This window comes from Collinsella sp. LCP19S3_D3, assembly GCF_052121455.1.
Classification (GTDB): Bacteria; Actinomycetota; Coriobacteriia; order Coriobacteriales; family Coriobacteriaceae; genus Collinsella.
On record NZ_JBQKEF010000016.1, the window covers coordinates 19,655 to 31,887 of the forward strand.

The 12,233-nt window shown below is 58.5% G+C and carries 7 protein-coding genes; all 7 read right to left on the reverse strand.

Translation table 11 applies throughout. From position 1 onward, the window contains the following. Positions 1 to 76: 76 nt before the first annotated feature. A complete protein-coding gene (locus ACTQXM_RS07075) occupies positions 77 to 1,381 on the reverse strand; it encodes an MFS transporter (RefSeq protein ID WP_441537421.1) in 1,305 nt (434 codons plus the stop codon). A 3-nt stretch (positions 1,382 to 1,384) separates the two neighbouring features. Then, positions 1,385 to 2,683, reverse strand: a complete 1,299-nt coding sequence (locus ACTQXM_RS07080; RefSeq protein WP_441537420.1) for a M20 family metallopeptidase — start codon at positions 2,681 to 2,683, stop codon at positions 1,385 to 1,387. A 116-nt stretch (positions 2,684 to 2,799) separates the two neighbouring features. Then, positions 2,800 to 3,750: a DMT family transporter gene (locus ACTQXM_RS07085; RefSeq protein WP_441547629.1), complete on the reverse strand. Its 951-nt coding sequence runs from the start codon at positions 3,748 to 3,750 to the stop codon at positions 2,800 to 2,802. Positions 3,751 to 3,990: 240 nt separating this feature from the next. Then, on the reverse strand, positions 3,991 to 6,180 hold the full coding sequence (locus tag ACTQXM_RS07090; RefSeq protein WP_441537418.1) for a YhgE/Pip family protein: 2,190 nt from the start codon (positions 6,178 to 6,180) through the stop codon (positions 3,991 to 3,993). Further along, positions 6,181 to 8,961 carry a YhgE/Pip family protein gene (locus ACTQXM_RS07095; RefSeq protein WP_441547630.1) on the reverse strand — a complete coding sequence of 927 codons (2,781 nt, stop codon included), beginning with the start codon at positions 8,959 to 8,961 and terminating at the stop codon, positions 6,181 to 6,183. Between the two features lie 518 nt (positions 8,962 to 9,479). Continuing rightward, positions 9,480 to 11,504 (reverse strand): molecular chaperone HtpG, encoded by a 2,025-nt coding sequence (gene htpG, locus ACTQXM_RS07100; protein WP_427719038.1) that lies wholly within the window; start codon positions 11,502 to 11,504, stop codon positions 9,480 to 9,482. 202 nt (positions 11,505 to 11,706) lie between these two features. Next, entirely contained in the window at positions 11,707 to 12,207 is a 501-nt protein-coding gene (locus ACTQXM_RS07105; RefSeq protein WP_441537416.1) for a GNAT family N-acetyltransferase, read from the reverse strand. Positions 12,208 to 12,233: the final 26 nt, after the last annotated feature.

Genomic DNA, 12,233 nt, shown 5'->3' on the forward strand with positions numbered 1-12,233 from the left:
ATGGTACGAGCATCCATTCGGCTTCCAAGGCGGCCACGGGCAGAACACGGGGCGAACAGAAAAGAGCGACAGACGTCTACTCCCCCGCCACGCTCGCACGCAGCTTAGCGGCGATGGGCTCGGATGCCAGCAGGAATACGAGCATGACCACAGAACACACCAGGCACACGATCCAGGTGCTCGCAAAGGAGCCCGTGGCATCGAACAGCACGCCCGAGACAATGGCACCCACGGTGCCGCCGACCATCTCGAGCGAGGTAATGGTGCCCGTGACCTTGCCCAGATCGGCCATGCCAAACTGCTTGGACGCGGCGATAGTGGGCGTGATGGTGCCCATGCACGTTCCGACACCAAAGCTCACGGCAGCCACGATGGGACCAAGATCGGTCGCGGGGAAGCACAGGGCGACGCAGGCGATAATGCACGCAACGGATCCCAACACGTTGCCAAAACGTAGGCCAAAGCGATCGTAAATGACGCCGAGCGAAATCTTGGCGATAACGACGGTGACCATATAGGCCGAAAGCACAGTGCCCGCCCACACGGGATCGTGACCGCCCGTGACAATCTTGGCGCCGTTGACGGTAACGCTCGTCATGTTGGTGACCTGGTTGGGCAAGATGGCACCGTTAACGAGGCCCATAAAGAGAAAGGCAGCGACAAGCAGCCAAAACGCCGGGCTCTTCTTGATGCGAGACCAACCGACGTTAACCTCGGGAGCCGTGTGCTCGTCCTTGTCGCCAGCTGTCGAGACGGACGGATCGCCCGGGTTCTCGCCGAGCGGCTTAAGGCCTATCTCAGAAGGCTTGGTGCGGAAGGAATAGGCCGTGATGGGCAGCGCCGCCACCATGCAGATAGCCGCGAGCACCAGGAAGGCGGAACGCCAGCCAACGCTCACGATAAGCGAGCTCACGGTGGGAGACAGAACAGCGCCTCCAAAGCCCGAGCCCGAAAGTGCTATGGAGATCGCAAGACCTCGCTTGGCCGTAAACCAGTTGGCGGTCACAAGGCTAATGAGCAGGCGGGTCGAGGCGACGGCAAAGCAGCCCGAGACGGCAAAGAGCACGTAGACCTGCCACAGCTCACCGACAAAGCTCATCCCGGCAAGAACGGCAGAGGTGGCGATAACGGTAAGGGAACCCAAGATGCGACCGCTCACTTTGTCGGCAACATGGCCAATGACAAGCGAGCCGACAACGCTCACCACGGTTGAGATGGCGTTGGAGATGTTGTACTGAGCAAGGGAAATGCCCAAGTCGCTCACGATAAGCGGCTGAAACAGGCTCATGCAGTTAACGAAAATCGTGTAACACGTGGCCATGATGACAAAGCCGGAGGCCACGACGAGCCAACCGGGGAAGAATTTATGCTGCTGGGACATGGATTACTCCTTGTGGTCGGCGATATAGCCCAGGGCGACCGCCGCATAAGCCGCGGCGCCGAGCGGCAACTCGGCATCGCTAAAGCGTGCCTTGGGATGGTGCTGGGCAAAGTGCTCGTCCGTATCGATCACAGCCGCACCGAACGTAAAGTACGCGCTCGGTATCTCGCTCGAGATAAGCGCAAAGTCCTCGCTCGCCATGGCATGGAACAGAGGCAGGAAGGCGGCCTTGGGCAACGTCGCACCCACATAGCCAAGCGAAGCCTGGGTCATATCGTCATCGAGCACGAGCGGGGGAACATCCGAGAGCGTCTCGATAGTCGCCGGCGTACGATAAGTCGTGGCAACGCCTTTGACGACCTCCGCGATGCGGGTCTTGAGGTGCTCCATGAGCTCAACGTCAAAGCCGCGCAATGTTCCCTCGAGCACGCAGGTGTCGGGAATCACATTGGCCGCTTGGCCACCGGCAAACTTACCCACGGTGAGCGCGACCTCCTTGGCCGCCGGCACCTCGCGAGCGATAAGCTCCTGGAGCGCCAGGTGCACATGCACGCCTGCCGTGATGGGGTCGATGCAGATCTCGGGGCTCGAACCGTGGCCGCCCTTGCCCTGCAGCGTGATGCGGAAACCGTACACACCCGAAAGCGCCGGGCTGCCGTAGAGCACCAGACCAAGCGGCGACTGGCTGTTGACATGCATGGCAAAAGCCGCCTGAGGACGCGGGTTCTCGAGCAAGCCGTCGGCGATGGCAGCACGTGCCCCCTCAAAGGTCTCCTCGCCCGGCTGGAACAACAGCTTGACGGTGGCATTGGCGTCGACAAGCGCGGCCTCGCGAGCCTTGAGCAGGCGCGCCGCACCAAGCAGCGCCGTCGCGTGCATATCGTGACCGCAAGCATGCATGCAGCCATTGGTAGATGCAAAGGGCTCGCCGGATTCCTCGACAACGGGCAGGGCATCCATGTCGCCGCGCAGCATAACGACCGTACCGGCCTGTTCGTCCGTGCAGACGCCATTGCCCTGGGCCGCGGCGGCACCGGCACCGACAAGGCCCACAACGCAGGAACCATCGACGAGCGTGGAAAATGGGATGTCCATCTCGTTCAGGCGCGCTTGGATATACGCAGAGGTCTGTGGGAGGTCGTTACCGAGTTCGGGCATCCGATGCAGATCGTGACGCCATGCGGCAAGCTCATCGGCAAAAGCCTGAGCCTCTTTGACCAGACCGTCACCAATGGCGGCTTGCGCCGCCGCTGAGGTCTGAAGCGCTGGTTGTGGTTGGAAATCGGACAGAGCTGGTGCCATAGATGCCCTCCAGTAAGGTTTTAGCAGCAAGCACTTTCATACTCTAAAGTGCAAGGCATAACTTTAAAGGCGACGCATAAAAAACGCCGCCCCAGAGGGACGGCGCAACAGATTGTTTACAAACGCGCTCGCGGCTTTTTACGCAAAAAGCCAAAGTGCGTCTCGCTCAAGATAATCGACAGGAAGATGAGCGCAAAGCCGGCAAGCAAACGCGAGGTGAGCACCTCCCCCATCAGCAGCACCGAGAACAGCACGCCCGATGGCGACTCCATCGAAAGCAGTAGTGAGCCCGTCGAGGCCGGGACATGCGCCAAGCCCACGTTTTGGATGAGCAAACCCACGCATGTGCAGCCCACCGAGAGAAATGCCATCACGCCAATAAAGCTCGGCGTCCACACGGATAAAGGCGCCTGGGTCTCGAACGGCAGCGAAGAGATCAGGCACAGCACACCGTTGCCCGCAAACATCCAAAACGTGATGACGTTGATGTCCATCTTGCGACCGTACTTAGCGGCCACCGCCATCTGGATGGCAAAGAAGACCGCGCCGCCCAGCGTAATAACATCGCCGACATTGAACTCGACGCTATCAAGCGCCACCAAGCCAATGCCCGCCAGACACAGCAACGCGGCGCCCAAGTTGTAACGGGTAAGTTTTTCGCCGCTTAGGACATAGCTCGCAAACGGAACCAAGATGCAGTACGTGCCCGTCAAAAACGCGCTTTTGCCTGCCGTGGTCTGCGCCAGGCCAATCGTCTGCAAACCGTAGGCACCCCACATGAGCGCGCCCATGCCAAGTCCAACAATCAGATTTCGAGCGTTGAAATGGGCAACAATGCGCTTGTGGAAGACGGCAAGCATGACCAGCGACGCCGGAAGAAAGCGAATGTAGAGCAGCTCGAACACCGGAATGGTATCGAGCGCGTCCTTCATGGTGGTAAAGGAATAGCCCCAGATGACCGCTATCGAAAGCAGCAAGACCTTCCAGAACAGCGGCGAGCGCGCACCGGCACCGCGAGAGGCACCGCCGGCACCCAGGTCTTCGCGGGCTACAGGGCTATCGGGCATATTTTCGATTTCAATAGCGGCATGATGGGCCATAGGGCATCCTCGCGCTCGGTCTGGGCGTGGTGTCCGCACGCGCGCGACCGCATGCCGCCTCATGGTCAAATAAAAACGGGACGCGCCGGACCCCCGGCACGCCCCGCAACTGTAGCAACAATCAAGCAGCCCACGCAATTCAGCCCACTAAAGTATCGAACACAAAAGCCTCGATGCTCCGGCAACATCAGCGTTCACATTGTTGCGCTAGATTAATTTAGTACTCTCCAGCTTTTCGATAATCCAGTCGTTGGCTTTGATGACCGGACGGCGGAAGACCACACCCAGGGCCAGCGACGGAATCAGATAGCTCGCCAGAATACCCAGCTCAACCCAGTACTCCATATGGTAGGCGCCAGCCATGGCGGCATGCATGGCATTGATGCCATGGGTAAACGGCAGGAACGGATAGATCGCCTGGAACACGGGGCCGGTCATCTCGATGGGGAATGTACCGCCCGAACCACCGACCTGCATGACCAACAGCACGACAGCGAGCGCCTTGCCGATATCGCCAAACGAAACCGTAAGCGTGTAGACGATATTGGAGAACACGAGACTCGCGATCCAGCCCGCCAACACAAACTGCAGCGGGTTGTCGCACTGGATTCCAAAGAACAAGATATCGCCGGCGCACACGAGCGTCGCCTGCAGCAAGGCCAAGCCGCCAAAGAACAAGTAGCGGCCCAAATAGATCTCGTGCAGGCGTACGGGGATGAGCTCGTTGATAAGCTCATCGTCGACCGAGACCTTCATCATAGCTGCCAGCACAATCGAACCCACCCACAGCGACAGAATCGTATAGAACGGCGCCATGGCCGAACCGTAGTTGCGGATCGGATAGACCGGCTTGCGGTCGAGCGCGACGGGGCCGGAAAGCGACACGGCCAAACCCTCGGGATCGTTGCCGATCATCGTCTTAATCGTCGCAAGATCATCCGACATCAAGGCACCGTCGAGCTCGTCCTTAAACGCGCCGATCTTGTCCGACGCCTCGCCCAGCTGATCGGAAACCTTGTTGACCAGCTTTGCAGCCTTGGAGAGGCCCTTTGCCAGCGAACCGGATGCATCGGTCAGGCCGTCTACGGCGCTATCCAAATCGCCCGAGATACCATCGAGCGAGTCTAGAATGCCCGAGACGGTCTTCTTGAGCTCCTTGGCCTTAACCGAGAACGTGGAATCGTAATCGGATTTGGCGCCCGCGATGCCGGCCTTGGCATCGGCGATGGCCTGATCGACCTCGGCACGCGTGCTGTTGACCTCTGCCATGCTGTCAGAAAGGGACTTAGCAGTTGCCGTCAGGTCCTTGGCGTTGTTGCGATACTCCACCGCGATCCTGCCCAGCGATGTTGCTGCAGACTTAAGGCTCTCCTGGAGCTTTTCGTCACTGACCTGCTCGGCAAAGCCGCGGAGCTGGTCGGCCGTGGCGTCGATATCGTCGGCACGTGTATTGAGCGCCGCCGCGGCATCGTTGAGCTGGGACACCGTAAGGTCCACATGCTGGTTTGCGGTGTCGAACGCCTTCGCGAGCTCGGCAGACACATTGTCGAACGAGCCCGCGCTTCCGTCAATCGCCGCGTCAACGGCATCGTTGGCGGCCTTGAGCGCTTCCTTGGAATCATTGATGCCACTCTTGGCGTGCTCCATCAACTGCTTGGTCGACTCATCGACGGTACCCGTCTGCTGGAGCATACCGCTTGCCGACGTCAGCGAATCAGACGTGGAGCTCAAAATGCCCGCAAGCGACGTTGCGCTGGCCTGAACGCCCTGCAGGTCCTGGACCGAATCGCCGAGCGTCGAGGACAGGTTGGCGATAAAGTTGCTGACCTGGTCGGTGCTCATGTAATCGAGCAGGCTGGACACCGTCTTAAGACCGATGCTCGTAATGGTCTCGGTAAAAGTTTCGTTAACCTGGCTTTGAACGGCGCTCGAACCCTTCTCGGTCACGATCTGTGCGATGGCGTTGGCCTTCTGGTTCTCGTAAAACTCGATATCGGCGTGCTTCACCTCAGTCGAGAAAAGCGTCATCATGTCGGCGCTAAACGTTTTAGGGATAACGACGGCAGCGTAGTACGCGCCCGACTTAACGCCCTCGATCGCCTTATCGCGGTCGTTGAGGACAACCCAGTCGAAGTTCTCGTTGCCGCGCAGGGTGGCGGTTACGTTTTCGCCCACGTTGACCTCGACGGGAATCAGATCGCTCTCGTAGCCCTCGTCGGTGTTGACCACGGCAATCTTAAGATTGCCGGTGTTGCCGTACGGATCCCAGCTGCCGGCGATGTTAAACCACGCGTACAGACACGGCACGATAATGAGGCCCATCACGACAATCAAGCCGATCACGGAGCGAGACACGTTTTGGACATCGCGCTTAAACAGATGCAGGATGTTCTTCATTTATGCCTCACCTCCTTTGGAGTGCTTGCCAAGCGCGGTGGTATCTCCATCATTTGTGGCTGTGCTGTCGCTGCCCTGAGATTTATGGTGCGAGCCTATATGCGGCAAGCGGCCCGTGGACTGATCGCCGCCCTTGGCACCACGCTCGCTGGCGTTGAGGCCAAACATGTGGCGGGCGGCAGGAATGGCGGCCGTGTGTTCGCGCATCTCGCGACGCAAGTCCTCATCCGAAAGCGCCGAGATGCGCATCTGGGTATTGAGGCTCGCGCGGATATATTCGATATTGATAAGCCAGCCGCAGATGGCAATAACCGAGATGATCCAAATGACAAGCAGGATGATCTTGCCGTTATTGTCGATATCGAGAACCGTCGACAGGACAAAGAGCAGGACCTGAACGCCCACCACGGCGGCAAAACCGCCCTTGATGTAGTACGGGTAGCGATGTTCAAAGGCGACCGCATGATCGAGCAGTTCGCGACGGTACGAATCAGAATCGAGCATGACACGCATGGCCGTGCGCAGCGAGTAGCGCTGGCGCGGCAGGTCGTTGGACTCGCAAATCATCATACCGGTCGTGGAAAGCTGTTTATCAAAGAGCAGGTTAAGGTTGAGCAGCAGCGGACGCAGCTGCAGGCCGATAAAGAGCGCCACGATCAAGAACACGCCCAGAATGCACAGGTTAAACAGGTAGTTGAACGAATACATGCCGCCGACCGTCTCGCGCAGCAGATTGATGCCGTAGGTAAAGGGCAGCAGCGGATGCAGCCACTGGAAGAAGCCGGGCATCATCTCGATGGGGTACATGCCCGAAGAGCCCGGAATCTGCACAATGACCAGGATGACGCCGATCGCCTTGCCGATATGCTTAAACGTGGTGGACAGCGCATAGATGATATTGACGTAGGTGAACGAAATGGCGATGCCGCCCAGCACGAACAGCAGCGGGCTAACGCACTGCACGCCAATCACCAGATCGCCTACCGTAACGATAATGGCCTGGAACGCGCCCAGGATCACCAGTAGCAGCCAGCGGCCAAAGTAGCCCTGACGCGCGGTAAAGCTGCCGATGCCTTCGCGGTCGACCTCGAGCTTGTAGATAGCGATAAGCACGTAGCCGCCCACCCAAAGCGCCAGATTGGTATAGAAGGGAGCGATGCCCGAGCCAAAGCTCTTGACCGGGAAAATTGACTTGGAAGTCAGCTCTACGGGAGATGCCATAAAGTCTGCCACGTCATTGACGTCGACACCCATCAGATTAGCCAGCTCGCCCATGGACTCGGAGGTCTGCAGCGCCGCAATGTCGTTGGCGGCGGTTGCGAGCTTGTCCTGGACCTTGGCAAGCGAGGCATCGGTCTGGGACAGCGTGGTCTTGGCCTGACCGAGCGTAGCGTTGAGTTGCGAAAGTGTACCGCGCGCGCTTGCAATAGTAGGCGTGAGGCCAGACACGATTCCCGTCAGATCACCCGAGACGGCGGCAAATGAATCAAGCGCGCTCGAGGCCTTCGGCAGCGCGTTTTGACCCAGGTCCGTCTGGGCCTGGCCAAGGTTAGTCGCACCGGTCTGGATTGCGTTATTGATAGCGTCGCTGGCACCCGAGACAGCCGCGGCGTCATTCGCCATGGCGCTCGACTGCGCAGACAGACTATCCTTGATGCTCTGAAGTTTTTCATTCTGCTCGCGGAGCAAATCGATGGTCGATACAATGCGCGCGTCAATTTCCTCGGAACCTGTCGACGTGTCATTAACGAGAATTTCCAAGTGCCCGATAACGGCCTTATTGTGGTCAATCGTCGCCTGGAGAGACTCAAGCGAGTTGTCGATACGGGTGGTCGTAGATGTGACCGTGCCCGTCAGCTTGCCAATCGCAGCGTTCGCGGAGGCTGACGTTTTGGTGAGCGCAAGGCTGCCTTCCGAGAGCGCCTTAGAGAGCGAGGTGATGGAATTACCCGCCGTGGCGCGAGCCTCGCCCAGCAGGTCGTTGCCCTGGGAGATCGACTGCGTCAGCGACGGCGCCTGACCCTGTAGACCGGCAAGTGCTGCATCTGCCGAGGCAATGGAACCACTCGTCTTATCGATGGCGGCATTCATGTCGCCAATCGAACCACGCACCTCGCCCAAGGTGTCGGATGCTTCGGACACCGAACTTGCCAGCGAATCCTGGGTCTGGGTTGCCTTGTCCTTTAAATCGACTCCGGCATCCTTGGCGATACCGGCAACGGTCTCGCCCGCCGTGGAGACAAATTCCGAGTTGATCTGCTCCTCGATGGTGCTTGCGCCGGTGTCGGTAACCTTCGGCGCAATAGCGCTCTTCTTCTCATTGACGTAGTACGTAAGCTTGGGCTGATGGTAGTTGCCGTCGAGCATCGAAACCAGGTTATCCGAGAAGTTCTTGGGGATTACGATGGCCGCATAGTACTCACCGCTCTCAACGCCCTCTTTGGCATCGGCCGCCGAATCGACGAAGGTCCAGCCCAGCCGATCGTTCTCCTTGAGCTGATCGACGACCTTATCGCCCGCGTTGAGCTCGCCCACCAAGTCGTTTTGGGTGCCCTGATCGTTGTTGGCGATGGCAATCTTGATACCCTGGGTGTTTCCGTACGGATCCCAGTTGGCAACGATGTTGTACCAGGCATACAGCGAGGGAATAACGCACACGCCGAGGGTAACCACCAGGGCGACGGGGTTCACGATCAATCGCTTGATGTCGCGTTTAAAGATTGCAAAGGAAACCTTTGCATCGGATAGTTTGCTGCCGAGACTCACGCTTGGACCATCCATCCTGTCGTTGAATCGAATCGTACTATCGATAACCATTGTACGAAAGCGTTTTAACGTCTCGATGCACAATGGTATTGAGTTTTGCGGGTAGCAATATACTACGAAGATGAGTTAACGTACAGTTGTACAGTATCTTAAATTTCAGCAGGTCACAAAACCACAACCCGCACAAATTAGCAACCCAACTAGTCGTTGGGGACGTTCTTTAGTCATTAGGAACGTTCTTAAACGACCAGTCAAACAAGAACGCCCCCAATGACTACTTAGGATCACGAAAGCGTCGCTGGTTGAGCATAAGTCAGCGAAAACGCCCCTAAGCGAGCAAGGTGACGTGAAAGAGGAGGGAAGCGTACTTCGGTACGCGACCGACGATTGAACGTCAGGTTGCCGCTTAGGGGCGTTTGCAGCGTCGACCGGTCTGCCGTTCGTTAGAACGGCAGAACCAATAGGTTCGTTAGAACGGCGGAACTGAGGGCAGCGTCGAGCCGTTCCGCCGTTCGGCAGAACGGCGGAACCAATTACATAAGCTCGCAGACAGCCGCCGCGAAGGCAACGGGGTCCTCGGGCAAAATACCCTCGACGAGCAGGGCCTGGTCATAGAGCAGGCCGGAGTACTGCTTGATCTTGTCGGCGTCGCCCGCCTTCTGAGCAGCGACGAGCTTGGCAAAGACCGGGTGCTTGGCGTTGAGCTCGAGCACACGCTGGCTCTTGGGCATACCGTCGGGCGCACCCTCGGGACCCTTCTGAAGCACCTTCTCCATCTCGAGCGAAAGCGGACCCTCGGTGGTGATGCACGCGGGAGCATCGGTCAGGCGCGCAGAGACAGCGACCTTCTCGACCTTGTCACCGAGTGCCTCCTTCATGGCGCTAAAGAGGTCCTCGTTCTCCTTAGTGGCGTCCTCGGCCTCCTTCTTCTCGTCCTCGGTCGCCAGGTCAAGATCGCCGGTAGCGACATTCTTGAGCTCCAGGTGACGATCTTCGACCTCGGGCTCGGCACCGTCGGCAACAGCCTTCTCGGCAGCCTCGCGGGCAGCATCGTCCTCGTAGATCTTGGGCATATCGACGGCAACGTACTCACGCATAGCCTGGAACGTGAACTCATCCACATCCTGAGTCAGCAGCAGCACGTCATAGCCGCGGTCGAGTACGCCCTTTACCACGGGCATCTTGGTCAAGCGCTCACGCGAGTCGCCGGCGGCGTAGTAGATGGCCTTCTGGTCTTCGGGCATGCCCTTGGCATACTCGGCCAGGGTAATCATCTTCTGCTCCTTGGCAGACCAGAACAGCAGCAGGTCGGCGAGCTCATCGGCCTTCATGCCATAGCTCGAATAGATGCCGTACTTAAGGCCACGGCCAAAGTTCTCAAAGAACTTCTCGTAGGCCTCGCGGTCGTTGTCACGCATATCCTCAAGGTCGGCGGTAATCTTCTTTTCCACACGCTTGGCGATAGCCTTGAGCTGACGGTTCTGCTGCAGCGTCTCGCGCGAGATGTTGAGCGACACGTCGGCGGAATCCACGACGCCGCGGACAAAGTTATAGTAGTCGGGAAGCAGGTCGTCGCACTTCTCCATGATCAGGACGTTGGAGCTGTAGAGCGCCAGGCCCTTCTCGTAGTCCTTGCTGTACAAATCGAACGGCGCGCGGCCCGGCACAAACAGCAGGGCGTCGTACTCGAGCGTACCCTCGGCGTGGAAGCTGATGGTGCGCGCAGGATCGTCAAAGTCGTGGAACGTAGACTTGTAGAACTCGTCATAGTCCTTCTGCTCAACATCGGAGCTGCGCTTCTTCCAGATCGGCGTCATGGAGTTAACGGTCTCGAGCTCCTGGTAGTCCTCGTACTCGGGCTTGTAATCCTCCGGCGCGTCCTCGGGCTTGGGCTTCTGGCGGCTCTTGGAGACCATCATTTGGATCGGGTAGCGCACATAGTTGCTGTACTGCTGAATCAGGCTCTTGAGGCCCCACTCGGTCAGGAAGCGATCGTAGGTCTCGGCCTCGCCATCGGCGTCGAGCTTCTCGTTCTCGCGCAGCGTCAGGATGACATCGGTGCCGTGCTCGGCGCGCTCGCCGTCCTCGATGGTATAGCCCTCAAGACCGTCGGATTCCCACACATGGGCGACATCCTCGCCATAAGCGCGGCTGACCACCTTCACGTGGCTGGCGACCATAAAGGCCGAGTAGAAGCCCACGCCAAACTGACCGATGATGTCGACATCCGAACCCTGCTGCTCGGCGTTCTCGGTCTTAAACTCCTCGGAGCCGGAATGGGCGATGGTGCCCAGGTTGCGCTCGAGCTCCTCGGCGGTCATGCCAATGCCGTTATCCGAGATGGTAATGGTGCGGGCGTCTTTATCAAAGGAGACGCGAATAGCCAGATCGCCCTGGTCGAGCTTGACGCTCGGATCCTGCAGGCTCTTAAAGTTGAGCTTGTCGACGGCGTCGCTCGCGTTAGAGATAAGCTCGCGCAGGAAGATTTCCTTGTTGGTGTAGATGGAGTTGATCATGAGGTCGAGCAACTTTTTGCTCTCGGTCTTAAATTGACGCATGTGCAGTCCTTTCGCGCTACCCCCGTCCGCAAAAACAGCCCGGTTACCCGAGCCGTATCGCAGACCTGCTATGTTCAGACTTAGATTTTATAACCCATTAGCGCGCATATATACATGCGGAATCGAAAAACTGTATGTCCGAACACTCCGATGCGCCAATTGCCAAGGAGTGTCCCCAACTGCCGACAGAAAAGGAACGTCCCTATCTGCCATCTACGCGCTTGGCCATCCAGGCATGGGGTTGGCCCTCGTCTTCGTAGTCAACCGGGGCAATTTGTGTGTAGCCAGCCTTTTCATAGAGCGGCAACACGTATTCCTGCGCGTGCAGCTTAATAAGTTTAGCGCCGGCATCGCGTGCGCATGTATCGCTGGCCTCGACGATCTCGCTTGCCAACCCGCGACGACGCATAGCCGGCAGCACGGCGACGCGCCCCATAATGTAGGTCTCCCCCGCGGCGACGCCTTCGTCCAAGTCGCACGCCGGTGGCACCGGAGCCTCCGCATCTGCCGCGCGCTCCAGCTCCTCGGGAAACACGCGCGAGCAGCCGGTGAGTTGGCCATCCACATACAGCGTCACATGGATGCAGCCCGGGTCCTCGTCAATCTGGTCAAACTCGTTTTCATAGCCTTGTTCGTCCATAAAAACGGCGCGGCGCACCAGCGCCGCGTCCTCAAAGCAACCTGTCTTAAGTTGGATATCCAAGGCGGCCCCTTCATTCAGTAAGAACG

Coding starts and splice junctions, on each gene's coding strand:
- ACTQXM_RS07075 (WP_441537421.1), bottom strand. CDS start 1,381: ATGTCCCAGCAGCATAAATTCTTCCCCGGTTGGCTCGTCGTGGCCTCC.
- ACTQXM_RS07080 (WP_441537420.1), bottom strand. CDS start 2,683: ATGGCACCAGCTCTGTCCGATTTCCAACCACAACCAGCGCTTCAGACC.
- ACTQXM_RS07085 (WP_441547629.1), bottom strand. CDS start 3,750: ATGCCCGATAGCCCTGTAGCCCGCGAAGACCTGGGTGCCGGCGGTGCC.
- ACTQXM_RS07090 (WP_441537418.1), bottom strand. CDS start 6,180: ATGAAGAACATCCTGCATCTGTTTAAGCGCGATGTCCAAAACGTGTCT.
- ACTQXM_RS07095 (WP_441547630.1), bottom strand. CDS start 8,961: ATGGATGGTCCAAGCGTGAGTCTCGGCAGCAAACTATCCGATGCAAAG.
- htpG (WP_427719038.1), bottom strand. CDS start 11,504: ATGCGTCAATTTAAGACCGAGAGCAAAAAGTTGCTCGACCTCATGATC.